We start from the raw sequence: 24784 nt of genomic DNA on the forward strand, positions 1-24784 counted from the left end.
GGGCTGTGCCGTTGGAGTGCCTGGCCGAGGCCGATTTCAAGATCGGCTTCCGCCCCGCTCAGCCTTCGCTGCGCGGAATCCGGTTCCTGGCCGGCTTTTCCGCAGGAGCATCCCGCCGTCCTTGCCGTTTTATTTATTTGCGGATCGGCGTCATGCGGATCTTGCCTTTTCGGTTTACGGACGTGCGGCTTTTTAGTTGTTCTGACTGCCGCACGTCTTTTTGGCGCTTTCCACCGTGTTGGCCATGAGCATCGCGATCGTCATCGGACCGACGCCTCTCGGGACCGGTGTGATTTTTGAAACAACCGGAAGGACGGCTTCAAAATCGACATCGCCGTGAAGTTTCCCGTCTTCGCCGCGGTTGATGCCGACATCGATGACGACGCAGCCTTCCTTCACATGTTCACGGCCGATCATGGCTTCCCGTCCCACTGCGGCGACAAGGATGTCCGCCTGCTTTGTGATCGCCGGGAGGTCTGCGGTTTTCGAGTGGCAGACGGTGACGGTGGCGTCTTTTTGCAGCAGCAGCATGGACATCGGCTTGCCGACGATGTTGCTTCTGCCGACCACGACAGCATGTTTCCCTTTCAGGTCAACGCCCGAGCGCTCGAGCAGCACCATGATGCCGAGCGGCGTGCACGGCACGAACCCGTCCAGGCCGGCCATCAGTTTGCCGGCGTTGACCGGGTGGAAGCCGTCCACGTCTTTTTCCGGTGTGATGGCCGAAATGATCCGCTGTTCGTCGATCTGAGCCGGCAGCGGCAGCTGGACCAGGATTCCGTGAATGGCAGGATCATCGTTCAGACGGCTGATTTCGCCGAGCAGCTCTCCTTCGGACGTCGAGCTTTCCATCCGGATCACTTCGGAATGCATGCCGAGCGCCTGGACAGTCCGTTCCTTGCTTCCCACATAGGAAGCGGATGCCGGATCGTCCCCGACGAGGATGACTGCAAGGCCCGGTGTGCAGCCTTCCGATTTGAGCCGTTCCACTTCCTGCTTCACTTCTTCTTTGATCTGCCTGCTGATTTCTCTTCCGTCAATGATCTTGCCGTCCACTCTCTTCACTCCAAGCTGTTCAGATTCACTCTTTGGTGTATTTTGAAAGGACCCCGTTGACAAAACGGCCCGACGTTTCATCGCCGAACGTTTTGCAAAGTTCGATGGCTTCGTTCAGGACGACTTTCGCGGGCGTCCCTTCCATGTAATTCAATTCGTAGACCGCCATGCGGAGGACGGTGCGCTCCACTTTCGGAAGGCGGTCGAGTGTCCAGTTCTCCAGTTTGGTCCGGAGCGACTCGTCGATGGCGGCCCGGTTTTCAAATGTCCCGTTGACCAGTTCCGAGTAGAAAGAGTCCCGCTCTTCACCGACGATATGGGTCATTGCCTCTTCCGGGCTCATTTCCGTGCTGTCCAGCTGAAACAGCGTCTGCATGGCCTTCTCGCGTGCTTCATGTCTCTTCATCATCGGGCAGTTCTCCTCTTTTTCTTCGTTCTGGTTTATGATAGCACATTTATTGCCCGGCATCCGTCACTTTGCCGAAAAAACAGGAGTGCGCGGCACTGCTTGCGCACATCCTGCCGGCGGCTGGAATACCTGGACCGGAGAAGCCGTATCTGAAAGAAGGGACATTCCCGCAGTGCCGGAATGCCCCTCTTTTGATTATTTTTCAGCCGGCAGGTCGAACTGGATGCCGGTGATATGGACGTTCACTTCTTTTGCTTCGATTGCCGTCATGTTGAGAACCGTCTGCCGGACGGCCTGCTGGATTTCCTTTGCAACCGCCGGGATTGCGTAGCCGTAAAGAACGGTGCAGTGAATGTCGATGAAGAGTCCGTCATCCCCAAATTCAAGTTTGATGCCCTTGCCGTGAACTTTTTTGCCGAACTTTTCCGCCACATCGCTTGCAAACGATCCCCGCGTATCGGCCACGCCTTCCACCTCGGTTGTGGCAATGCCGACGATCACTTCAAGCACCTCGGGCGCAAGTTCGACCTTGCCGAGCGCTTCTTTTTCGGAAGCGGCATGTTCATTGGAAGGAATCGATTGTTCCGTCATCCGGATCATCCCCTTCTTAGTATTGTTCTGCCTCTTCAGCCATCACGTCATACTTTTCCAGGAACTTCGTGTCAAAATCCCCTGACTTGAACACTTCATGGTCCATCAGGTTCAAGTGGAACGGAATGGTCGTGTCCACGCCCTCGACGACGAATTCGGACAGGGCGCGCTTCATCCGCGCGACCGCCTCTTCCCTCGTGTCGGCAAATGCAATCAGTTTGGCGACCATCGAATCGTAGTATGGCGGAATCGTATAGCCGGTATAGACGGCCGAATCCACTCTGACTCCGTTGCCGCCCGGCGCCATGTACATCTCCACTTTGCCCGGTGACGGCATGAAGTTGCGCGACGGATTTTCCGCGTTGATGCGGCATTCGATCGCCCATCCCCTGATCTGCACGTCCTCCTGCTTGATGGAGAGAGGCTCGCCGGAAGCGACCTTGAGCTGCTGGACGATCAGGTCGATGCCGGTGACCATTTCGGTTACCGGGTGCTCCACCTGGATCCGGGTGTTCATCTCCATGAAATAAAACTTGCCGTTGACATGGTCATAGATGAACTCTACCGTGCCGGCACCGCGGTAGCCGACAGCCTCGGCCGCCTTGACCGCCGCATCCCCCATTTTGGCCCGGGTTTCCGGCGAAAGTGCAGGCGACGGCGCTTCCTCAACGAGCTTTTGCATGCGCCGCTGGATCGAGCAGTCGCGCTCGCCGAGGTGGATGACGCTGCCGTATTTGTCGGCAAGCACCTGGATCTCGACATGGCGGAATTCTTCGATGAACTTCTCGATGTAGACGCCCGGATTGCCGAACGCTGCCGCCGCTTCTTTCTGGGTGATCTCGACGCCCTTCCGGAGTTCGGCTTCGTCTTTGGCAACACGGATGCCTTTGCCTCCGCCGCCGGCAGTCGCCTTGATGATGACCGGGAATCCGATTTCCCGTGCCACTTCAAGCGCACCCTCCGGACCGTCGACGATGCCCTTGGATCCCGGTACGACCGGGACACCGGCTGCGCGCATCGTTTCGCGGGCCACATCTTTTGTGCCCATTTTGGCGATGGCGTCTGCGGTCGGGCCGATGAATTCCACGTTCACTTCTTCGCACAGTTCCGCGAAGTCGGCGTTCTCCGCCAGGAAGCCGTAGCCCGGATGGATGCCGTCACAGCCGGTCATCTTGGCCACGCTGATGACGCTTGTGAAGTTCAGGTAGCTGTCTTTTGACAGTTTGGGGCCGATGCAATAAGCTTCGTCCGCCATTTCTACGTGCAGGGCATCGCGGTCCGCCTCCGAATAGACGGCCACCGTTTCAATCCCGAGATCCCGGCAGGCCCGGATGATCCTGACCGCGATTTCGCCCCGGTTTGCGATAAGTACCTTTTTCAGCATGAGAGACCCTCCTTATTCCGGCTTGACCAGGAACAGAGGCTGGCCGTATTCGACGAGCTGGCCGTCTTCGACGAGAATCTCGACGATTTCCCCGCCCGTCTCCGCTTCGATTTCATTGAACAGCTTCATCGCTTCCACGATGCAGACGACGCTGTCCGGCTTGACTTTGTCGCCGATCTGTACGAATGCAGGCGCATCCGGAGAAGGCGATTTGTAGAACGTGCCGACCATCGGCGATTTGACTTCTTCAAGTCCTTCTTCCGCAGCAGGGGCGGCGGCAGCCGGCGCTTCTTTTGGAGCAGCGGGCTCCTGCGAAACGACCGGTGCGGCGGCTGCAGGAGCAGCAGGTGCCGGTGCAGGCGCTTCCTGGACTGCAGGGGCGGCCGGGGCAGCGGAAACGGAAGTGAAGGCGCCGCCCTTTTTGAGCTTGATCTCCCCTTCTTCCGTCTTGTACTTGAATTCCTCGATCCCGGATTGGTCGATAAGTTTGATGATTTCTCGGATTTCCTGGATTTTCAGCATTTCGACGACTCCTCTTACTAATGAAATGTGTACTCTTCCATTTTAGACGTTTCTCTGACTTTTTGAAACAAATAACGGGCAATTGAACGAAAACCGCATTAAGACCCGAACAAAATCCCTTCGGTGGATGGGTGCTGTGAAAGATCCGGTCGTTGTGGATACAGAGAATTGGCCATGATCCCCGCACGAATCCACTCGCCCCGCCAACGCGCTCACTCACAGGCGTTATGATTCCACTCGCGATGTCAACGCGCTCACTCACGCGGTCTATGATTCCACTCGCCAGGCAGCTTTCAGCCCAAGAATCCCGCGGCTTCGGCGCCTGAAAAATGAAGCGTAGAGCGGCATCGCGCGGTGTTTGACTGACGCTTCCCCCCGAAAGAGTGTTGTGTAAGCATCCATCAGTCGAAGAAATCCGCTCGCTTACCGCGGGCGTTGCCTCAGCCTCCTCGAGCTCCGCTCTGCGGGGTCTTCAGCTAACGCTTTTCCCGCAGGTGTCTCGCGGATTTCTTCTCCTTCTGAGTGAAGTTTACACAGAAGCCTGGACACTATCGAAAGAGAAACGGAGTATGAGTGGGGAAGACTAATTCGGAGTATGGAACGGAATATCGGAGTATGGGGGACTAATTCGGAGTATGGGAGACTAATTCGGAGTATGGAATGGAATATCGGAGTATGGGAGGCAATTTCGGACTATGGAAGACTAATTCGGAGTATGGAATGGAATATCGGAGTACAGGAGGTGGTCTCGGAGTATGCGACCCGATATCGGAGTAAGGGAGGATAGAGTCCATAATATTATGTAAACACCGTCAATCAAACGCTCACTTGCTGTTGGCGCCGGCCCTACCACCTAAACGCTATAAGAGTAAAGTTGGACACTGTGCCATAGTAATTGACAGACGACCGACCGCTCCTGCGGGAGAATCAACTCTCCATGTCGCTGCACTTACCCCAACACCAACACCACCCACCCGCCGACCCGGCCGGCTGAATCCCCTTCCGCCATTTCCTCTCCGCAAAAATAAAATCAGGTCCGAACAACTCGTCCGGACCTGATTGGTTCTGCATTGCGGACCTTCCGCGGAAGGCCGGTCATTTTTCGGATTTGAAGTCCACCTGGACGGTCCGGGCGTCGTCCCACTCGCTCTTGACGGTGTAGACGATCTGATCGGCTTGTTTCGGTGACATCTCGGCGGCGATGACGCTCACTTTCACGCTGCCGTTTTCCGCACGGACCACCGCATCTTCATATCCGAGGTCCTTGATGAGCATTTCGAGCATCGCCTCTGCGGTTTCCCGCTTTGTCAGCGTCTGCATCTCGTCAAATGCCGCATTGCGCTCCTCGGCGGTCATGTCGTCGGAGGTGATTTTCTGGGTGAGCTGCTCGCGGAGCTGGCTGCGCTCGTTGCGCACTTCCATCCTCATTTCCTCGAACAGATAACTTTCCGCGAACACCGGCGTCGTGTCTTTGCCCGACTCGCCGATCTCCGTGCCGTTCAGTGTATCGTCCGAGAAAATCGTGATGCCGTCAAATGGCTTCGGCGCTTTTTCAAGCAGATAATAAACGCCGATCACCGCCGTCAGGCTGAGCAGTGTGAGCAGCCAGACGCCTCTTTTCCTAACCTTCATCGGTCTTCCCCCTCTTTTTTCATTTCCACCACGACAATGCGGTGCTCGGGCAGCTGCAACACGCCGGACAGGATCCGGACAAGCTCATTCCGGACTTTCGGGTCCCCGGCACCTTCCGCCACGACAAGGACGCCGCCGGAGGGCGTGTCCCCCGTACCGGTTGAGCCGCCCCCGAAGTAGCCGGCAAGCGACAGCATCCCGCTGTCTCCCCCTTCTTCCGCATCCTGCCGGTAGATCCTGACCGAACCGACTCCTTGGATTTCGGACAGGACCGACTCCAGCCCGGTCCTGACGGCTTCCACTTCGCCGCCGCCCTTGCCCCAGCCCGTCAGCGCCGGGAACAGGATGAGCAATGCCGCGCCTGCGGCAAGCAGGAATGGAAGTCCGAATCGCTTCTGCATCTTATCCATGTCATCCCACGCTTCCCGTCCCTTCCGCCATGGTGATCCATCCTGAGACAATGTATGCCGGCCCCGAACAAGCTATGACCTAACCCGCGATCCCCGATGCGGAACGGATCATCCAGATCAGCACCGCCAGGCGGATGAGCGGCAAGACGCGCTCCTGGTTTTCCTCGCCGAGGATGAGCGGCAGCACGGCGGCAGCAAACAAAATCGCCACAAGTCCCGCAAAAAATTGGCCAAGCACCCCTTCACCCCGTTCCCGCGATGACTTTGATGAGAATGACGGCGAGCAGCACGGTATAAAACACGGCGAACGCCACGATGAACGTGATGCCGCAGAGCACGAACATCGTTTTGCCGAGGTCATCGAACAGACCCGACAGCTCTTCGTTCGCAAACGGTTCACTCAGCGCGGCGAGCCATTTATAGAAAAAGGCGGTGAGCAGCACCTGTGCGGCCGGGATCAGGCACACAACGAGGATCGTGCCGATGAGCCAGCCTCCGGCAATCGCCGCCGTTCCCGCCGAATATTTGCCGAACACGCCGAGCGCATCGGTCACGAACGACCCGACGATCGGGATGTTCTGGCGGAGCAACACCTTCAGCGGCTCCCCTGCGGCGCCGGATCCGGCCCATGCCATGATACCCGTAGACGTGATGAACAGCGTATAGCAGGCCGCGATGACCGAGACGGCGCCGATGATCGTCACCCGGATCATTTCGGCCATCCGCGTGAACGGAACATCCGGCACGAGCCGGGACAGGTAATCAAACAAAAAGCTGGCGGTCAAGAGCGGAATCAGCCATTTCCCCCCGAGCACGACCGCTCCCTGCACGAACAGAAAAACCGCCGGATTCCAGCCGGCAAGCGTCAATGCGCCGCCGGCCGTTGCCATGCCGGCGGTCAAAAGCGGATAAACTCCCAGGAACAGCCCGGTCATTTTTCCCGTCAGTCCGTCCAGAAGCCGGAGGGCCTCGACGGCGGGTCCGAGCGCCATCGTGCCCACGGCAATGAACAGGAAAGTCCTTGTCCACTCCCTGAACGACGGAAAGAGAAAATCCGCCGCCAGCCCGGCCGCACACAAGATGAGGACAGTCTGGAACAGGCGGATGACGGGTGCGGCGGCGGCATGTACGATATCCCACAAAGAAGACCCTCCCTTCACGGCGGTTTCCGGTCACGGCAGAAGTCCGATGACCGTCCTGGACGCCTCCAGCAGCTGCTCGGACCATGCGGCGAGGATGAGCAGCTTCGCCGCGGTGTGCGAAATGCGTCCGACGGGACCGAATCCGGCATCCTCCATCATCCGGCTGAATGATTCGGACAAATGGAAGACGAGCGCGGATCCCGCGAGCAGCGCCACCAGGCCGCCCGCCGGCAATCCGGCGGCGGCGATCGTCCGGATCGCCGGAATGAGGAGTCTCATCGTCAGCTGGGCAAGAAGCAGAAAATAAAAGATCATCAGGAAAAACGGCAAAAGACCCGGCGCGTGCATCTGGATGAGCATCAGAAGGAAAGCGGCGATGACCGCAGTCAGGATAATGTCCATTGCCCTGCCTCACGCGGACAGCCATTGAAAGAAAGCGACGATTTCATTGAAAAACAGCCGGAGAAACCGGAGCATTTCGACCGTGATGTACAGATAGGCGACAAAAAACAGGAAAAAAGAGAATTCCTTCTTGCCTGTATGCTCGAAAAACAGGTGAAGGAAGGCAATGACCAGCCCGATGCCGGCCACCCGGAGAATATCCTGAAGCTCCAAACGGCGGACCTCCCGTTTTATCGTTGTAGTGGACCGAACCAGTGACGGCTTGGACCAGCGGGGCGCTCGTCGCTCCTGCCGGCCGGCGGAAGTGTTGATCTGCCCGCCGTCTTGTTCACTGTATGTGGGAGTTTTTCTTCATATGAAAAGGCCCCCGCCGATGCGGAGGCCTTGCGTCGCTTATGCGCGGGAGACGTAGTCGCCTTCCGATGTGTTGATGATGAGCTTGTCGCCGGTGTTGACGAAGAACGGAACCTGGACGACCAGTCCGGTTTCCATCGTGGCCGGCTTGGAGCCGCCGCTTGCCGTGTCGCCTTTGATGCCCGGCTCGGTTTCCGTCACTTCCAGTTCTACGGTCGCGGGCAGTTCGACGCCGAGCGTCTCGCCCTGGTACTGGATCACATGGACTTCCATGTTTTCCTTGAGGAATTTCAGTTCATACTCGATCTGGGATTCGTTCAGCTCGATCTGCTCGTATGAATCGTTGTCCATGAAGACATGGTCATCCCCGTTTGCGTAGAGGTACTGCATGCGCCGGTTGTCGATCTGCGCACGCTCCACTTTCTCACCGCCGCGGAACGTTTTTTCCGTGACGTTCCCGTTTCTGAGGTTGCGCAGCTTGGAGCGCACGAACGCGGCACCCTTGCCGGGCTTGACGTGCTGGAAATCCAGCACCCGGAAGATGTCCCCGTCGACCTCGATCGTGAGGCCGGTCTTGAAGTCGTTGACTGAAATCATGTTGGTTCCTCCAATGGTTGTTATAGGATGATAAGTTCTTTCGGTGAAGAAGTGAGCACTTCCGCACCGCCTTCGGTGATCAGCGCATCATCCTCGATGCGGACACCGCCGAGTCCCGGCACATAAATGCCCGGTTCGACCGTGACGGCCATGCCCGGCTCGAGCTTCGTGTCGGAGCGGAAGGAAAGGGCCGGCTGTTCGTGGACTTCGAGACCGATTCCGTGGCCGGTGGAGTGACCGAACGCCTCTCCGTATCCGTGTTCCTTGATGTAATCGCGGGCAACGGCATCCGCCTCTATTCCCGTCATACCCGGTTTCAGAGCGGCTAATGCACGTTTTTGCGCTTCCAGCACGATCCCGTAGATTTTGCGCAGCTCTTCGGGCGGCTCGCCGACGGAAACCGTCCTTGTGATATCGGAAATATAGCCGTTGTAGAGCGCGCCATAATCAAGCGTGATCATGTCTCCCTGCTCGATCACCTTGTTTGTCGCCACCCCGTGCGGGAGCGCTGAACGCTTGCCGGAGGCGACGATGATGTCAAATGAAGAAGATGTCGCCCCCTGCCGCCTCATGAAGAATTCCAGCTCATTGGAGACATCCAGCTCAGTGATGCCCGGCCGGATGAACTTCACGATGTGACTGAACGCATCATCGGCAATTTTTGCGGCGTCGCGGAGCACCTGGGCCTCTTCATCCGTCTTGTACATGCGGAGTTTTTCGATGACGCCGGACACCGGCACAAAGTCCACATCGGTCGCAGCCTGTTGGAAACGGTCATAGTCTGCATACGGCAGTGTATCCTGCTCAAAGCCGATGTTGCGGATTCCCATTTCCCCGATGACTTTCGCCGCGTCGTCCGCAAGCGTGCCGGACTGCTTGACGATCCGGTACCCCTTCACTTGCTCGGCAGCCTGTTCGGTGTAGCGGAAATCCGTGATGAACGCCGCATCTTCCCGCGAAACGACCGCAATGCCGGCCGTCCCCGTGAAGCCGGTCATGTATCTGCGGTTGAACGGGCCGGTCACGAGAAAGCCGTCAATCCCGTTTTCTTCAAACGTGTTTCGGAACGCCTTCAATTTGTCCATGATCATTCCCCTTTTCCGTGCCGAAGAAGGGCGAGCAGCGCGAGCTCGTAGCCCTGCGTGCCAAGCCCGGCGATCTGGCCGATGCAGACCGGCGCAATGAGCGAACGGTGACGGAATTCCTCCCGGGTATGTATGTTCGAGATGTGGACCTCGACGGCCGGAAGCGCAACCGAGGCGAGCGCATCACGGAGCGCGATGCTCGTGTGCGTGTAGGCGCCGGGATTGAAAATGATTCCCTCCGTCCCGCCGTCCGCCGCTTCGTGGATCCGGTCGATGAGCAGGCCCTCGTGGTTTGACTGATAAAACACCACGCGGCTGTTGTGAACGGCTGCCAGTCCGGCAAGCCGTTCCTCCACATCACGGAGCGTTTCCGTCCCGTATATGCCGGGCTCCCGTTTGCCGAGCCGGTTCAGGTTCGGCCCGTTCAGGCAAAGGATTTCCATTTGCCCACCCCCTTCTGCAGTTTCCTTCCCATTTTATCATAAGCGGGCGCCTGGACAACTCATTTCGGAGGGTCGGGGTGCCGTTTTTTGTGGAAGATGGCCGTTTCCATGACAAATCGGACGGCAATGAGGACGAGCACGATGAACGGAACCGACAATCTGTCTTTGAACGAGGAGAGGGTGTCCGGCCGGAAGATGAGCCATTCCGCGAGCAGAGCGGCCGCCACTCCGATGATCAGCGCCGTGACGCCGGACGGCCATTTCGCGAGCATGCGGGAAATGAAATACAGAATGAGGGCGGCAAGAAACAGTCCTGCGAACAAGAGGGCCCAGTCAATCGGCCATGCGGCATTTTTCACGCCGATTTTGTCCGTCCATCCTGCGGGATGCCACCGGATGAACTTGAAATAGTGCAGGAACTTCAATCCCAGGCAGGTCATGAGCGCCACGGCGCCGGCCGTCCAGAAGGGCATCTTCTTGGCCATGATTCATCAATCCTTCCGAACTCAGTCTTATTTTCATCCTCCCTCTCTCCCGCCGAAAATATACCTGCACACAAAACGGGGCGGACGCGCCGTTTTGGCTGCGTCCGCCCCGCGGATAATTGGATTAAGTGAAGTCCGTTCCGATCAGAGACCGCATTTCAGCTGTGCGCCGCAGTTCGTGCAGGAATTGCAGCCGCCCAGTTCTTCCACAGTCCCTTTTCGGCAGACCGGGCAAGTGTCGCCGATTTCGGAACCGATCGTCACATTGGTCGAGCGGAGATCCTGGATCGTATCCACGAGCACGACCGGCCGCTTTTCCTCGACTTTCTCTTCCACCCGCTCGTCCATGTCGTTTTCCTCCGCCTTGAGCGTGAGCACCTGGGAGTCGCGGGAGCCGTCGACGTAAACCGTGCCGCCCTTGGCACCGCCGCGGTAAAGGCGCTCGTAGACGCTCTCCACCTGCTGCACGGTGTAGCCTTTCGGCGCGTTCACCGTCTTGGAGATGGAGCTGTCGATCCAGCGCTGGATGACGCACTGGACGTCCGCGTGTTCTTCCGGCGTGAGATCCATCGAGGTGACGAACCAGTCCGGAAGATGGTCGGGATCGGCCTCCGGATGCCTGTCCAGATACTCTTCGACGATTTCCGCCTTCACTTCGATGAACTTGCCGAGGCGTCCGCTCCGGTAGTAGGTGAAGGAGAAGTAAGGCTCCAGGCCCGTGCTGACGCCGACCATCGTGCCAGTGCTGCCCGTAGGCGCGACCGTCAGGAGGTGCGAATTGCGGATGCCGTGCTCCAGCACGCCTTCGCGGACGTCCTCCGGCATGCCTTCCATGAAGCCGGTGCTGATGAAGCGCTCGCGCAGCGCCCTCGTTTCTTCTTCGGTTGCGCCGACGAGGAACGGGAAGCTTCCCTTTTCCTTGGCGAGGTCGATCGATTCGCGGTAGGCCGTCTCGGCGATCGTGCGGAACACCTCTTCAACGAGGCGGTTGCCTTCTTCAGAGCCGTAGCGCTTGCCGCAGTAGATCAGAAGGTCTGCCAGTCCCATGACCCCGAGGCCGATCCGCCGCTCGCCGAGTGCCTGCTTTTCGTTTTCCGGCAGGAAGTACGGAGTGGCGTCGATGACGTTGTCCTGCATGCGGACACCCGTCCGGACGGTGTCGCGGAGTTTGCCGAAGTCGACTTCCATCTTGTCGCGGTCCGCCATTTCAGCGAGGTTGACGGCGGCCAGGTTGCAGACCGAGTAAGGAGCGAGCGGCTGCTCACCGCACGGGTTGGTCGCTACGACCTGCTGCCCGTATGCCTTGGCGTTCGTCATGTCGTTGGCATTGTCGATGAAGAAGATGCCGGGCTCCGCCGAATAAGTGGCGCAGATGTTGATGAGGTTCCACAGTTCGCGCGCCTTCATCGTCCGGTAGGTGCGGATGGCGAAGCCCCGCTTTTCCCATTCGCGGACGTCGCCGGTCTGGTGCCATTCCTCATTGTAGAGCTTCATTTCCTCCGGTGTGTAGCGCTCGACGTAAGGGAAGCGGAGACGGTGCTCCCCGTCTTCCTCCACGGCTTTCATGAAGTCGTCGGTCAGCGTCACCGAAATGTTCGCGCCCGTCAGGAATTCCGGATTGTGGACGGAATAAGTGCCGCCGTCGCGGAGCTTCTGTTCGGCGTCGCGGATGATGCCTTCATTGAACCCGCCGTGTCCCGGGATGTTCTTGTAATTGACGATCCCCTGGTACATGGCTTCTTCCTGCTGGGTGAACGGCTTGAACTTCAGCTTTTCGTTCGCAAGCTTTCGGATCTGTTCATCTTCCGTGTTTTCGACGAGGAACCGGAGAATCCGGGGATTCTGCATTTTGGAAATGATGAATTCGGCGATGTCCGGGTGCCAGTCCGCAAGCATGATCATCTGCGCACCGCGGCGTGATCCGCCCTGTTCGACAAGATGCGTCAGCTTGGCGATGTCGTCCAGCCAGGAAACAGACCCCGACGACTTGCCGTTGACCCCGCGTGCAAGCGTGTTGCGCGGACGGAGCGTCGAACCGTTTGTGCCGACGCCGCCGCCGCGGCTCATGATTTCCATGACCTGCTTGCGGTGGTCGGAGATGCCTTCCCGGGAGTCCGGGACAAACGGCATGACGTAACAGTTGAAGTAAGTCACGTCCGTTTCCGAACCCGCGCCGTACAGGACACGGCCTGCCGGGATGAAGTTCAGCGAGACCAGTTCGCGGTAGAAGCGGCTGAATGATTCGGAGCGCTTTTTTTCGTCCTGCTCGACGGAGGCGAGGCCGGTCGCGTTGCGCAGGGCAATCTGTTCATAGAACACTTCAAGCGGCTTCTCGATCACTTCGAGCGGCCGGGAGACGATGCCTTTTTCCTGTTCGTCGGGATTGTCGATCGCGGTCCGGTATTCCGGCTCGATCCAAACTTCCGCCCTGCCGGCTTCCCGGTCGACGGACAGGATGTACCCGAGTCCCCTTGCCGGGAACTTCGGATCTTCCTTGACCGTAAGCACGACGAAATCCCCTTCGCCGAGTGTTTCCTTTTCCATGTCCTTGAACGAATAGCGGTCGATCATGACCAGCCGCGAAACCCCTTTGTGGGTGATTTTCATATCTTCCGTCACCGGATGGACCTGAGGGAACCGAGAAATATCCGAGTTCAGTTTTTGCTTGTCCAGCACCGGCGGATTCTGTTGAGAGGCGATGACCATAAAATGACCTCCTCCTGTCTATTTCTGTATTGATACAACATGTTGTGCTTATGTACTTCCCTAATCTACTACATATTGAAACTCGGGTTCAAGAATCGAAATTCCGCTTGACTTTTGAACGCGGAGCGCGGACCTTTGGGGCGCTTGCTTTTCCGCTTGCATGGAAATAAAAGGGTGGCTAAAAATGAGCCGAAAGACCCGTTTTCACTTTCTGTAATTCCATAGGTCCGAAGCATATTTTTCCTCTTCGATCCGGCGGATGAGTGTTTCCTGTTCAGCCGTCGGGGTGTAGTCTTCCAGTTCGATGCCAAGCCCTTCTTGGAAGCCGCTGCGGAACGCATCCGCACAGACGTCCATGCCGACCGGGCGCCCGAGCAGCCCCTCGATCGATACTGCCTTCCCTTCGAGCTTGCGCTTCATTTCGTTGCGCCGCTCTTCGGACGAAAAGCGGAACACCGAAACGAGCTTGTCCAGATCCAGGCCGACCGGAATCGCGCCGTGCTGGAGGATGACACCCTTCTGGCGGGTCTGTGCGCTGCCCGCCGCCTTCCTGCCCTCGACGACGAGCTCATACCAGCTCGGCGCATCAAAGCAGACGGCGCTTTTCGGCTTTCTCAGCGCTTCACGTTCTTCGCGGCCGGCAGGAACCGCCAGTTCCGCGTCAAGGCCGAGGTTCCGGAAACCTTGAAGCAGGCCCGCGCTGATCACGCGATAGGCCTCCGTCACGCTCTCCGGCATAAGCGGATGGGATTCCGAGACGATCACACTGTACGTGAGTTCGCGGTCATGGAGAACGGCCCTGCCGCCGGTCGGACGGCGCACGAAGCCGAAATTTTGACGGCGGACCGAATCGAGGTCCACCGCCTTTTCGGCCTCCTGAAAATAACCGATCGACAAGGTCGGCGGATTCCATTCATAAAAGCGGATCACCGGAGGAATAACCCCCCGGCTGTGCAGATCGAGCAGCGCTTCATCGAGCGCCATATTGTAAGAGGGACTCTGGGGTCCGGAATTGATGAACAGCCATTTTTCCGACATTTCACCATCACCTTTCGAAAAACACAATGGTTCCAGTTTATCATATTTCAACGCTGAATTTTTGCCGGTCCGGTGAATAAATTTCGGGGAACGTGGACGGAATGCTCCAGTTCTTTTATAATCATTTTGAGAGAGAAAGGGGAAAACGGCTTTGACTACACTTTATCTGATTGCGGCGATCTTGTTTGCCATGATCGTCTATATGCTCGTTACGGTTCTCAGAACCCGCGGTGCCGTGGCGCCGCTCACCCAGGACGAATTCATCGCAGGCTACCGGAAGGCCCAGCTCATCGACGTGCGCGAACCGAAGGACTTCGACGCCGGACACATCCTCGGCGCCCGGAACATCCCGCTCACCCAGTTCCGCCAGCGCTACAAGGAGATCCGTCCGGACAAGCCCGTCTACCTGTACGACCAGAACGGTTCCCGCAGCGGACGCGCCGCCCTGTTCCTGAAAAAGCGCGGCTGCAGCCAACTCTACATGCTCAAAGGCGGCTTCCGCCAATGGACCGGTAAAATCAAAACGAAATAACCGCGGACCCTCAAACAAAAGCCGGACAGGAGACCCTTCTCCTGTCCGGCTTTTTAGGTTCAATCACTCAAGCACAGCCGCCGGCAGGCTTGGCGAGGCTTCCAGGAAAAGTATAAAGCGCCTGCTTCCGCTTGTTTGGTAGAGTTATTTAAAATCCAACAGTCGACGAAATACGGACGCCGCCTCAGCCTGCGCCAATACGAAGATTGGCGGCATCGTTCTGTCAGCGTCCAAGAATGAAGCGTTGGAAAGCAATGCTCTTTCTGCGTCTAAGAGCGAAGCATTGGACAGCAACGCGGGGGCTTCGACGGACGCTTTAGCCGCCCATCCCGTGTACTTCTTCTCCTTCTGATTGAAATCACACAGGGAACCGGACAGCATCGCTCCATGAATCCACTCTCTTCGGTAACTCTATGATTCCACTCACCAGGGCAACGCGCTCACTCACGAGGTCTATGATTCCACTCACCCCCGCAACGCGCTCACTCACAGCCTTTATGATTCCACTCATCCCGGACAGCATCATTGATCATTTCCAAGAACTCCATCAGTCAAAAAAATCCGCCCGCTTACCGCGTGCGTCGCCACCCATACTCCGAATTTGGCTTCCATACTCCGATTTTCCATCCCTTACTCCGATTTCATCTCCCTTGCTCCGAAATTCCATCCCATACTCCGATTTCGTCTCCCTTACTCCGAAATTCCGTCCCTTACTCCGATTTCGTCTCCCTTACTCCGATTTTCCGTCCCATACTCCGATTCCATCCCCCTTACTCCGATTTTCCATCCCATACTCCGATTCCATCCCCCTTACTCCGATTTTCCATCCCATACTCCGATTTCGTCCCCCTTACTCCGATTTTCCGTCCCATACTCCGATTCCATCTCCCTTACTCCGATTTTCCATCCCATACTCCGATTTCGTCTCCCATACTCCGATTCCATCCCCTTACTCCGATTTCCCGCCTCATACTCCTCATTTAGCACTCATCATGTCAAATTCGAGCAAGGGGCCGCATCGGAAACCCCTTGGAACGTAAAAACTGCAGCCAGAGGAGCATGACGCTCACTCTGGCTGCAGTCTATTGTTGTTTCCATACCGGTGATCAGTTCACCGCAACGGGTTCGGATTCTTCTTTCCGGACGTATTTCAGGACCGGCTTGCGCGCGGCCTTCGTTTCGTCGAGTCGGGTGACGACGGTCGTGTGAGGGGCTTCCTGGACGATTTCCGGCGTTTCCTCGACTTCCTTGGCAATCTGGATCATGGCGTCGATGAAAGCGTCCAGCGTTTCCTTCGACTCCGTCTCGGTCGGCTCGATCATCATGCCTTCCTCGACGTTGAGCGGGAAGTAGACAGTCGGCGGGTGGAAGCCGAAGTCCAGCAGCCGCTTCGCGATGTCCAGCGTGCGAACGCCGAGTTTTTTCTGGCGGCGGCCGCTCAGGACAAATTCATGCTTGCAGTGCTGCTCATACGGCGTATCGAAATACGGCGCAAGCCGGCGCAGCATGTAATTCGCGTTCAGGACCGCATACTCGGAAACGAGCTTCAGCCCTTCCGCGCCCATCGACCGGATGTAGGCATACGCACGCACGTTGATGCCGAAGTTGCCGTAGAACGGCTTGACGCGGCCGATCGACTGCGGGCGGTCGTAGTCGAATGTGTAGCGGTCTTCCTTCTTCACGAGGACCGGCTTCGGAAGGTAAGGAATGAGCTCTTTCTTGACGCCGACCGGACCGGAGCCCGGGCCGCCGCCGCCGTGAGGACCGGTGAACGTCTTGTGAAGGTTCAGGTGGACGGCGTCAAAGCCCATGTCCCCCGGACGTGACTTCGACATGACGGCATTCAGATTCGCGCCGTCATAGTAGAGCTTGCCGCCGACGCCGTGGATGATTTCGGCCATCTCCAGGATATGCTCTTCAAACAGGCCGAGCGTGTTCGGGTTCGTCAGCATAAGCGCAGCGGTGTCTTCGCCCGCCACTCTCCGCAGGTCTTCCAGGTCGACGAGCCCGTCTTCATTCGACTGGACCGTGACCGTGTCAAATCCGGCCACCGCGGCGGATGCCGGGTTCGTGCCGTGGGCCGTGTCCGGAACGATGACTTTCGTGCGCTGATGGTCACCGTTCGCTTCGTGGAAGGCACGGATCATCATAAGCGCCGTCCATTCGCCCTGCGCGCCTGCGGCGGACTGGAGCGTCACTTCGTCCATCCCCGTGATTTCCACCAGATGTTCCTGCAGATCATACATAAGCGCCATCGCGCCCTGCACCGACGATTCGTCCTGGAGCGGATGGATGTCCGCGAATCCGGAAAGCCGTGCAACGGCCTCGTTCACTTTCGGATTGTATTTCATTGTGCACGATCCGAGCGGATAAAATCCGGAATCAATGCCGTGGTTCCGATTGGACAGCGCCGTGTAGTGGCGCATGATGTCCAGCTCCGACACTTCCGGCAGCGCTGCCGGCTCTTCCCGGAGCAGTCCCTCCGGCAGGAAGCTTGAAAGATCGACTTCCGGAACATCCAGTTCGGGAAGGCTGTATCCGATCCGTCCTTCTTTGCTGATTTCAAAAATGAGCGGCTGATTTTCGTTATGCATGGATGGCCTCCATTTCCTGCACAAGTGCATCGATTTCTTCCTTGGTCCGCTGTTCGGTGACGGCGAGGAGCGCGTGGTTCTTGAACTCGGGATAAATGAGCCCCAGGTCGTAGCCGCCGATGATGCCGGCGCCGAGCAGACGCTTGTTGAGTTCCCCGACCGGCTCTTTGCAGTCCACGACGAACTCATTGAAGCACGGGCCGCCGAATTTCACGTCAAAGCCGGCCGCCTTGAACGCTTCGATGGCGTATCGGGTCTTTGAAATGTTCTGGATCGCCATTTCCCGCACGCCGTTGCGGCCGAGCGCCGTCATGGCGACGGAAGCGGCAAGTGCGTTGAGCGCCTGATTCGAGCAGATGTTGGACGTCGCCTTTTCCCGGCGGATGTGCTGTTCGCGGGCCTGAAGGGTGAGAACATAGCCGCGGCGGCCCTGTTCGTCGTTCGTTTCGCCGATGAGGCGGCCCGGCACTTTCCGCATTAGCTTCTCGGTTACGGCGAAGTAGCCGCAGTGCGGTCCGCCGAACGATTCGGGAATGCCGAACGGCTGCGCATCGCCGACCGTGATGTCTGCACCGAGTTTGCCCGGCGGCGTCAGGACGGCGAGTGCGAGCGGATTCGCGGAAACGACGAAGAGCGCCTTCTGTTCATGGGCTAAATCCGCGAAATGGCCAATGTCTTCGATCTGGCCGAAGAAGTTCGGGTACTGGACCATAACGGCCGCCGTGTCGCCGTCGATCATCGAGGCGAGCGCATCCGCATCGGTCTTGCCGTCCTTGAGCGGGACTTCGACGACTTCGACGGACTGGCCCGCCGCATAGGTGCGGACGACGTCCCGGTATTCCGGATGGACCGCTTCCGAAATCAGAAGTTTCTTGCGTCGCGTATGTCCCGCGGCAAGCGTGCCTGCCTCCGCCAGCGAAGTGCCGCCGTCGTACATCGACGAGTTGGCGATGTCCATTCCGGTCAGTTCGCAGATCATCGTCTGGAACTCGAAAATTGCCTGCAGCTCGCCCTGCGACAGTTCCGGCTGATAAGGCGTATAGGCTGTGTAAAATTCCGAACGGGAAATGACATGGTCGACGATGACCGGCTTGTAATGGTCATAGACGCCCGCCCCGATGAACGAGGCATGCGAACGGCTGTCGGCATTTTGGCCTGCAAGGGCGGCCAGCTCTTTCAGCAGATCGGTTTCAGAAAGTGCTGGCTTGATGTCATAATCGCGCTCAAAGCGCACTTTTTCAGGAATATCGGCAAACAGTTCATCGATCGAATCAATGCCGATCGTGTCGAGCATTTCCTTTTTGTCGGTTTCGGTCATCGGCAGATAGCGGTGCTTCATTATGATCTTGACCTCTCTTCGTTAGGATTTCGAACGCTTATAGAACGGGGTTTCCACGATTTTGGCCTTCAGGCGGCGCTTCCTCACTTCAACTTCCACTTCTTCACCGGGATTCGCGAACTCCGACTTGATGAGTGCATTTCCGATGTTTTTGCCGAGTGTGGGCGACTGGGTTCCGGTCGTCACTTCCCCGACCTTCTCTTCTCCGTGATACACCGCATAGCCGGTGCGCGGGATTCCCTTGTCGATCATCTCAAGGCCGACGAGCTTGCGCGGAATGCCTTCTTCCTTTTGTGCGGCAAGCGCGGACTTGCCGATGAAGTCTTCCTCTTTTCCGAGCTTCACGACAAAACCGAGGCCCGCCTCAAGCGGGGAGATGTCGTCGGACAGCTCCTGGCCGTAGAGCGGAAGGCCGGCTTCAAAACGCAGCGTGTCCCGGGCGCCGAGGCCGGCGGGAACCAGCCCATCCGACTCGCCCGCCTGCAGAAGGTCCTTCCAGAGCGCACGGGCGGAATCCGGACTCGCATAGATTTCAAATCCGTCCTCGCCCGTATAGCCCGTGCGGGAAACGAGGGCTTTTTTGCCGGCGATGTCCACACCTTCCTTGAAACGGAAGAACTTGATCTCAGCAAGCGGCTCGTCGGTCAGCTTCGACAGAATCCTTTCGGCATTCGGCCCCTGCAGCGCGAGCAGTGCATAGTCCGGAGAAACATCGGTGATGGTGACGTCCCCCTCCGCATGCTCGTTCATCCAGTTCACGTCTTTTTCCGTGTTTGCGGCATTGACGACGACGAAGTACTTGTCACCGGACATCTTATAGATGAGGAGATCGTCCACCGTGCCGCCCTTTTCATTGCACATGACGGTGTACTGGGCCCGTCCTTCAGTGAGCTTGGACACATCGTTGGTAACGAGCTTCTGAAGGAACTTGGTGCTGTCAGGCCCCTCCACGATCACTTCGCCCATATGGGACACGTCAAACAGCCCCGCACGGGTCCGGACCGCTTCATGCTCGGCTTTGATGCCGGAAAACTGGACGGGCAGGTCCCATCCTCCAAAATCGATCGTTTTCGCCCCGTTCGCTGAATAAAGATCAAACAGCGGGGTGCGCAGCAACTCTTCAGCCACTCAGTTTTCCCCCTTTTTCCAGATAAAAAAGACAGAGGCCCCTTGAAACGGGTCCTCTGTCCTGTCACCTGAAAGTTTTCCTGATCGGTTTTCCTCGTTGGTGGCCGGCTTTCCCGGCACTCTCCAGAGATGCGTCCTGTACGAGTCTTTTTGCCTGAGAGATTCATAACATCCGTTACTTGCTCCTTCGGCGACGCAAAATCGCGTTCTCTCCCCGTACAATCATCCGCCCGGCGCAAAGCGCCCTGTTATTCAACTGTCGGATTACTTCAAAGCGTCTGCCGCTTTGCCTATATCCTAACATTGAACAGGCAGAAAACGCAATCTTTTTTCTGGGCACCTGAATAGACGAATGAAATTATTCGCTCCTTCCCTATTGTTCGTGATTAGAGGGGGCGGTACAAAATCACTTCCCCTTCAGCCGCCTCACTTGCCGGGCCGCATACTCCGTCGCCTGCCGGAGCGACCTGCCTTCCGTGTTGACCGTGATGTGGGCCGTCCTGCGGTAGATTTTCTTTCGTTCATTGTAAAGGTTCTGAAGTTCCTCGCGGGTCGAGCGCTGGACGATCGGGCGGTTGCGATCGGTTCTGATCCGGCGCCAGATCTCATGGAACGGGGCATTGAGGAACAGGACGAGCCCGGTCTTTCTCATGATCTCCCGGTTCTCCGGCCTGATCGGGGTGCCGCCGCCTGTTGAAATGATGCACCATTCATCCCGGAATTCCTTCAAAAACTCGGTTTCCAGCGCACGGAAATGCTCTTCGCCGAATGTTTCGAAAATCTCAGGTATTTTCATGCCCAATTTCCGCTCAATCTCCCGGTCCATGTCGTAATACGGCATCTTCAGCGCGTAGCTCAGTCTCCTGCCGATCGCCGATTTCCCCGATCCCATGTACCCGATCAGATACACTTTCTTCATCTTCCCACCTGCCTGCTTGTGAAGCCGATTCATGTGAACCCGATTCGATTTTCATTATCGTATCACGAGTGGACGCCGATTCCAACATCGTATAGGCGTGCAACTGGCTTTCATAAGCGGCAAGTGAAGAGAAAATAAACGCCGAGGCGAGCAGAAGAAGAAGGAGAGCAGCCGGCAAAGACGCCCCGCGTTCATTCCCCGTCTTCCTTGAAAACAAGCGTATGGGTGGTCCTCCTTTCGGTTCCATTGCTGAATTTGGCAATCAGGACCAGCTGGCGGTTTCCTTCCATAAAGAAGCGGGCACGCCCCACCCCCGTCAGCATTTGTTCATGCCCTTCCCGGTCCACGCGCTTGCGGATCACTTCCCCGTGACGCTCGATGTCGGTGATTGTCCCGCTTTTGCCGACGGACACTCCTTCTCCGCCAGCGTGGACCCGGATGTCGTCAATGCCGCGCAGATACGGCATCAGTTCCCTCCGGAACAATTCCCACTCAACGGCCGTATCGTCCGTCATTTTCCCGGCCGTCTGTCCGGCCCAGGTGAGGAAAGCAAGCGAAAACAGGCAGAACATCGAAAAGATCGTCAGCTGGAGCAGTGAATCGATGAACGTGTAACCGCCTTCCCTGCTAGGGCGCGATGCAGAGCGACTGCCATCCCGACAGCGACCGGTATGCCACACAGATGCCCTCCCCTTCCATTCTCCAGTCAAAATGGGTTCCGTCGATCAGCAGGGTGCCCTCGTGTTCCCCGTACGCAACGTGGGCGTCCACTGCATCGGATGCGGCGGCAGCCGCCTGTGCGGCCAGCCTCCGTTCATCGAGACGGAGTGTCATTTTGTCCGCCGCGGGCACCAGCGTGAGCCAGATAATCGACACGATGAGCAGGCTCAGCATGGACTCGGGCCAGGAATATCCCCGTTCATCCTTCAAACCGGACACGTCCCTTGCCGATGTGCACCCGCATCGTCCGAGTGCCGGCGGGGGTGTTGAAATAGACGGTGCCGAACGCAAGGACGGAGCCGTTCGAGTTGAATGCCACAGTCTTGAGCGTGTTGCCGAACGGGGACAGCGTTATGCCTTCGGGAAACTCGCGCTCAAACAGCACAACCTTGCCCGGGCCCGCCCCCTGATACCCCTTTCTGTCCCCGCGGAAGACAATCCGCCCTTCCGACCGGTTGGCGAGTGCGTACGCCTGCACGGTTTGAATATCGGTCTTCAGCTGTTCCTCAAAGAACATCGAGGGGCCGGCCGCAGGGGGCAGGCGGCCCGCGGCTGCCGCCACCACGGCCGTGATCACCGACACGACGAACAAGACAAGGAGCACTTCCGCAAAGGTGAAGCCTGCGTCACGGCGCCGGGTTGATGATGACGTCGCCATTGTTCACCGCCACCGTCCGGCCGTCCGAGCAGGTGAGCGCATCCGGATTGTCGTCGAGGAAGTCAGCAGAGACCAGCTCGGCGGCACTGGCCGGATTCTTCCTCAGTTCCAGACGATAGGCCTGGACCTGGCCTTCCACCATTTTCACCAATGCGTCACACCCGGTGTCATCGATTGACTCTGCCCGCTTCATCACGTTCGGTATGGCGATGAGGATGAGCACGGAAATGACGAGAAGGACGATCATCATTTCGATCAGGGTGAAGCCGTCCTCTCTCCCGATAAGTTTTTTCAGCATCTTTTTTCTCCTTTCATTGAATATCGATCATGCTGTACACCGGCAGCATCAGCGCCAAGTAGGCACCAAGGATGCAGACGGCCAAAATCGAAAACAGGACCGGCTGGACCACCGCAATGAGCTTCTCCGACTCCTCCTCAATCTGCTCATCAAGAAGCTCGCCGTAGATGAGCAGCTCCCTCGGCAGGTGTCCTCCTTCTTCGCCGTGCCGGATGAATGAGGAGAAATCTTCCGTAAAGCCGCCGGCGACTCCAACTGCTTTGTGCAGCTGGCTGCCGCGGACCACCTCACTTTCCACCCGGTCGACCAAGTGTTCAAGCATCGATCCCGGCGCTTGTCCCGACAGGATCCGAAGCGAATGCTGAAGCGAGATTCCGCCGATCAGCAACGTGCCCATTTCCCTTGAAAACACGGCCGTATGGGCCATGCGCTGCCATCTTCCTGCTAGCGGAACGGACAGGAGGAGCCGGTGCCGCCTAGCCGGCGTTTGCTTTTTCCAGTAGAAGAACGCAGGAAGCCCCGCAAGCACAGCGGCAAGCACCGCGCCGAACAGCAGATCCGGCAACTTCAGCAGCATGCCGGAAATATCCAGCGCCGCTCCTCCGCCGCCCCGGCTTCCGAGCAGGCGCTCCATATTCGGCATGAACAGCAGCCGAAACAGAATGAACAAAATCGTGATGAAGCCAAACAGGATCGCCGGATACACGGTCGCCTTCTTCAGCTTGTCCATCGTCTTTCCCCGCCGCCTGAGCTTGTCCGCCATCGTGCCGAGCGCTTCGGGGAGGTTCCCGTGCTCCACGGCGATCCCGACCGGCATCAGGGAAGTGCGGCTGAACCCCACGCCTTCCAGGATTTCGACCGGGCCGAGGCCGGAGCGCAGGTTCCGTTCAAGCTGCAGGAGGGCGGGACCCGGGTCACCGAGATGATGGGGCAGCAACATCCGGATTGAATCATGGAACGTATAGCCCTCACCCATGAGTCCCGACGCCCTCTGAAGCAGCCGTTCGGGCTGACGGATCCGCTTTTTCGGACGTGTTTTCCTAACTGCCCGCAATCGTTCCCGGATCTGCACCAATGGCCGTCTCCTTCCAGTCCAGCGACAGATGACGCGGCATGGCGAACGGACGGTCTTCCCTCAGCGCCTCGAAGGCTTCGGCAAGAAGCCGGCCCTGCAGAATTTCATAGACCGCCTGCCGCCCCGCTCCGTTTTCAACGAGCCGCTGTGCGCAGATCATCTCAACCGTCTGCCTCAGCTCTTCCAGCCGGATGCCGAACTCCATCATGCGGAACAGGCTGCCGACGGAATCCTTCGAGTGGACCGTCGCCAGGACAAGATGGCCGGTGAGCGCGGCCTGCACGGCCACTTTCGCCGTTTCGGCGTCGCGGATCTCGCCGATCATGATGACATCCGGCGAATGGCGTAAAATCGCCTTCAGTCCGGCCGAGTAAGTGATTCCCGCCCGCTCATTCACCTGCACCTGAAGCAGATGCGGCTGCGGACTTTCCACCGGGTCTTCCAAAGAAATGACGTGCCGGCTGAGCACGGAGGCGCAGTGCCGGGTGAGTGCGTACATGGTCGTCGTCTTCCCGGAACCGGTCGGACCAGTGAAAAAGACCATGCCCTGGCGGAGGGACGAGGCGTCCTGGAGCAGCCGTGCACTCTCGGTGTCGACCGTCAGCCTGCGAACCGGCAACGCGGCCGCCTGCAGCTGGAACCGGATGGCTGCGCTCTCCTTCATGTTGACCGACGGCAAGGTGGAAATCCTGAACGAATACTCGTCACGGCCGAACTCCATCGTGAAGGCACCGCTCTGGGGCTTTCGTCTTTCTCCGATGTCGAGCGACGACAAATACTTATAAAACGAAATAATCCGTTCTCCCAGGCCGTCCGGGATTTCCGAAGCCGTAATGATCCGGCGGTCCTTCCTGTGCTGGACTTCATAGCCGCCGTCCAACGGATTCAGATGCAGATCCGTCGCACCGCCGTCCAGCGCGCCGCCGAGCAGTTCCCTCGCTTTCTGTTCGATGAAATTGTCCATTGCCATGCCTCCTCTGCAACGGTATCGGACAAGGAAGGACCGCTCTTCCCCGTCTCCTTGAGTATAAGCGGTAAATACCCCCGTGGGTAGCTAACTCCGCAACTTTGCAAAATGAAGCACTTTTTGATGCCAAAATTACAATTTGGCATCAAAAAGTGCTTCAAAATCAAATAACGGCAAACAAACAGGACAGCCATTCTTTTGTCACAAACCGGTTTCCGATTCAGTTTGCACCTTGAAGACAAAACCGATATAATGAACAGGAGATTATTGCACCGCTGATAAAGGAGGGAACGCGCGT

Annotated in this window: 28 protein-coding genes and 1 riboswitch; of the genes, 1 reads left to right on the forward strand and 27 read right to left on the reverse strand. The window is 57.7% G+C overall.

Features of this window, described 5'->3' with window-relative positions:
- Nucleotides 1-192 precede the first annotated feature (192 nt).
- From folD to lipM, 17 genes are all read right to left on the reverse strand, one after another.
- Complete coding sequence (gene folD, locus ACFFIY_RS10750) at nucleotides 193-1056, reverse strand: bifunctional methylenetetrahydrofolate dehydrogenase/methenyltetrahydrofolate cyclohydrolase FolD (protein ID WP_354195584.1); 864 nt, start codon at nucleotides 1054-1056, stop codon at nucleotides 193-195.
- Nucleotides 1057-1081: 25 nt separating this feature from the next.
- Nucleotides 1082-1462 (reverse strand): transcription antitermination factor NusB, encoded by a 381-nt coding sequence (gene nusB / locus ACFFIY_RS10755; RefSeq protein WP_354195582.1) that lies wholly within the window; start codon nucleotides 1460-1462, stop codon nucleotides 1082-1084.
- Between the two features lie 198 nt (nucleotides 1463-1660).
- On the reverse strand, nucleotides 1661-2056 hold the full coding sequence (locus tag ACFFIY_RS10760; RefSeq protein ID WP_354195325.1) for an Asp23/Gls24 family envelope stress response protein: 396 nt from the start codon (nucleotides 2054-2056) through the stop codon (nucleotides 1661-1663).
- Between the two features lie 16 nt (nucleotides 2057-2072).
- Nucleotides 2073-3440, reverse strand: a complete 1368-nt coding sequence (accC, locus tag ACFFIY_RS10765; RefSeq protein ID WP_354195323.1) for an acetyl-CoA carboxylase biotin carboxylase subunit — start codon at nucleotides 3438-3440, stop codon at nucleotides 2073-2075.
- 12 nt (nucleotides 3441-3452) lie between these two features.
- The gene (gene accB / locus ACFFIY_RS10770; protein ID WP_354195321.1) at nucleotides 3453-3962 is read right to left on the reverse strand and encodes an acetyl-CoA carboxylase biotin carboxyl carrier protein; all 510 of its coding nucleotides are present in this window, start codon (nucleotides 3960-3962) and stop codon (nucleotides 3453-3455) included.
- Between the two features lie 1095 nt (nucleotides 3963-5057).
- On the reverse strand, nucleotides 5058-5594 hold the full coding sequence (locus tag ACFFIY_RS10775) for a SpoIIIAH-like family protein (protein ID WP_354195319.1): 537 nt from the start codon (nucleotides 5592-5594) through the stop codon (nucleotides 5058-5060).
- The gene (locus ACFFIY_RS10780) at nucleotides 5591-6004 is read right to left on the reverse strand and encodes a SpoIIIAG-related protein (RefSeq protein WP_354195317.1); all 414 of its coding nucleotides are present in this window, start codon (nucleotides 6002-6004) and stop codon (nucleotides 5591-5593) included. The genes ACFFIY_RS10775 and ACFFIY_RS10780 overlap by 4 nt, the downstream gene beginning before the upstream one ends.
- Before the next feature lie 79 nt (nucleotides 6005-6083).
- Nucleotides 6084-6242: a hypothetical protein gene (locus ACFFIY_RS10785; protein ID WP_354195315.1), complete on the reverse strand. Its 159-nt coding sequence runs from the start codon at nucleotides 6240-6242 to the stop codon at nucleotides 6084-6086.
- A 4-nt stretch (nucleotides 6243-6246) separates the two neighbouring features.
- Nucleotides 6247-7146, reverse strand: a complete 900-nt coding sequence (locus ACFFIY_RS10790; protein ID WP_354195313.1) for a stage III sporulation protein AE — start codon at nucleotides 7144-7146, stop codon at nucleotides 6247-6249.
- A 30-nt stretch (nucleotides 7147-7176) separates the two neighbouring features.
- Nucleotides 7177-7548, reverse strand: a complete 372-nt coding sequence (locus tag ACFFIY_RS10795; RefSeq protein WP_354195311.1) for a hypothetical protein — start codon at nucleotides 7546-7548, stop codon at nucleotides 7177-7179.
- A gap of 9 nt (nucleotides 7549-7557) precedes the next feature.
- On the reverse strand, nucleotides 7558-7761 hold the full coding sequence (locus ACFFIY_RS10800) for a SpoIIIAC/SpoIIIAD family protein (RefSeq protein ID WP_354195308.1): 204 nt from the start codon (nucleotides 7759-7761) through the stop codon (nucleotides 7558-7560).
- A 180-nt stretch (nucleotides 7762-7941) separates the two neighbouring features.
- Nucleotides 7942-8499 carry an elongation factor P gene (gene efp, locus ACFFIY_RS10805; protein WP_354195306.1) on the reverse strand — a complete coding sequence of 186 codons (558 nt, stop codon included), beginning with the start codon at nucleotides 8497-8499 and terminating at the stop codon, nucleotides 7942-7944.
- Nucleotides 8500-8519: 20 nt separating this feature from the next.
- Entirely contained in the window at nucleotides 8520-9584 is a 1065-nt protein-coding gene (locus ACFFIY_RS10810) for a M24 family metallopeptidase (protein ID WP_354195304.1), read from the reverse strand.
- 2 nt (nucleotides 9585-9586) lie between these two features.
- On the reverse strand, nucleotides 9587-10027 hold the full coding sequence (gene aroQ / locus ACFFIY_RS10815; RefSeq protein ID WP_354195302.1) for a type II 3-dehydroquinate dehydratase: 441 nt from the start codon (nucleotides 10025-10027) through the stop codon (nucleotides 9587-9589).
- A 59-nt stretch (nucleotides 10028-10086) separates the two neighbouring features.
- The gene (locus tag ACFFIY_RS10820; protein ID WP_354195300.1) at nucleotides 10087-10512 is read right to left on the reverse strand and encodes a hypothetical protein; all 426 of its coding nucleotides are present in this window, start codon (nucleotides 10510-10512) and stop codon (nucleotides 10087-10089) included.
- A 144-nt stretch (nucleotides 10513-10656) separates the two neighbouring features.
- Nucleotides 10657-13218, reverse strand: a complete 2562-nt coding sequence (locus ACFFIY_RS10825; protein ID WP_354195298.1) for a vitamin B12-dependent ribonucleotide reductase — start codon at nucleotides 13216-13218, stop codon at nucleotides 10657-10659.
- Between the two features lie 204 nt (nucleotides 13219-13422).
- Nucleotides 13423-14256, reverse strand: coding sequence for an octanoyltransferase LipM (gene lipM / locus ACFFIY_RS10830; protein ID WP_354195296.1), 834 nt, complete (start codon nucleotides 14254-14256; stop codon nucleotides 13423-13425).
- A gap of 151 nt (nucleotides 14257-14407) precedes the next feature.
- On the opposite strand from lipM, the gene ACFFIY_RS10835 reads away from it, so the two are divergent.
- Entirely contained in the window at nucleotides 14408-14788 is a 381-nt protein-coding gene (locus ACFFIY_RS10835; protein ID WP_354195294.1) for a rhodanese-like domain-containing protein, read from the forward strand.
- Nucleotides 14789-15894: 1106 nt separating this feature from the next.
- On the opposite strand, the gene gcvPB is transcribed toward ACFFIY_RS10835, so the two are convergent.
- From gcvPB to comGA, 10 genes are all read right to left on the reverse strand, one after another.
- Nucleotides 15895-17382, reverse strand: coding sequence for an aminomethyl-transferring glycine dehydrogenase subunit GcvPB (gene gcvPB, locus ACFFIY_RS10840; protein ID WP_354195292.1), 1488 nt, complete (start codon nucleotides 17380-17382; stop codon nucleotides 15895-15897).
- Complete coding sequence (gene gcvPA, locus ACFFIY_RS10845) at nucleotides 17375-18721, reverse strand: aminomethyl-transferring glycine dehydrogenase subunit GcvPA (RefSeq protein ID WP_354195290.1); 1347 nt, start codon at nucleotides 18719-18721, stop codon at nucleotides 17375-17377. The genes gcvPB and gcvPA overlap by 8 nt, the downstream gene beginning before the upstream one ends.
- A gap of 21 nt (nucleotides 18722-18742) precedes the next feature.
- On the reverse strand, nucleotides 18743-19849 hold the full coding sequence (gene gcvT, locus ACFFIY_RS10850; protein WP_354195288.1) for a glycine cleavage system aminomethyltransferase GcvT: 1107 nt from the start codon (nucleotides 19847-19849) through the stop codon (nucleotides 18743-18745).
- Nucleotides 19850-19981: 132 nt separating this feature from the next.
- Nucleotides 19982-20075: riboswitch (glycine riboswitch) on the reverse strand.
- Between the two features lie 180 nt (nucleotides 20076-20255).
- The gene (locus tag ACFFIY_RS10855) at nucleotides 20256-20768 is read right to left on the reverse strand and encodes a shikimate kinase (protein ID WP_354195286.1); all 513 of its coding nucleotides are present in this window, start codon (nucleotides 20766-20768) and stop codon (nucleotides 20256-20258) included.
- Between the two features lie 191 nt (nucleotides 20769-20959).
- Nucleotides 20960-21448: a competence type IV pilus minor pilin ComGF gene (locus tag ACFFIY_RS10860; protein ID WP_354195284.1), complete on the reverse strand. Its 489-nt coding sequence runs from the start codon at nucleotides 21446-21448 to the stop codon at nucleotides 20960-20962.
- Nucleotides 21396-21698 (reverse strand): hypothetical protein, encoded by a 303-nt coding sequence (locus tag ACFFIY_RS10865; RefSeq protein WP_354195282.1) that lies wholly within the window; start codon nucleotides 21696-21698, stop codon nucleotides 21396-21398. Before ACFFIY_RS10865 ends, ACFFIY_RS10860 begins: the two co-directional genes overlap by 53 nt.
- The gene (locus ACFFIY_RS10870) at nucleotides 21688-22146 is read right to left on the reverse strand and encodes a prepilin-type N-terminal cleavage/methylation domain-containing protein (protein WP_354195280.1); all 459 of its coding nucleotides are present in this window, start codon (nucleotides 22144-22146) and stop codon (nucleotides 21688-21690) included. Before ACFFIY_RS10870 ends, ACFFIY_RS10865 begins: the two co-directional genes overlap by 11 nt.
- Complete coding sequence (gene comGC / locus ACFFIY_RS10875) at nucleotides 22115-22444, reverse strand: competence type IV pilus major pilin ComGC (protein ID WP_354195278.1); 330 nt, start codon at nucleotides 22442-22444, stop codon at nucleotides 22115-22117. Before comGC ends, ACFFIY_RS10870 begins: the two co-directional genes overlap by 32 nt.
- Before the next feature lie 13 nt (nucleotides 22445-22457).
- Nucleotides 22458-23516, reverse strand: coding sequence for a competence type IV pilus assembly protein ComGB (gene comGB / locus ACFFIY_RS10880; RefSeq protein ID WP_354195276.1), 1059 nt, complete (start codon nucleotides 23514-23516; stop codon nucleotides 22458-22460).
- A complete protein-coding gene (gene comGA / locus ACFFIY_RS10885) occupies nucleotides 23485-24483 on the reverse strand; it encodes a competence type IV pilus ATPase ComGA (RefSeq protein WP_354195274.1) in 999 nt (332 codons plus the stop codon). The genes comGB and comGA overlap by 32 nt, the downstream gene beginning before the upstream one ends.
- Nucleotides 24484-24784: the final 301 nt, after the last annotated feature.

The sequence above is a fragment of the Bhargavaea ullalensis genome (assembly GCF_042432615.1).
In the GTDB taxonomy this organism is placed as follows: domain Bacteria; phylum Bacillota; class Bacilli; order Bacillales_A; family Planococcaceae; genus Bhargavaea; species Bhargavaea ullalensis.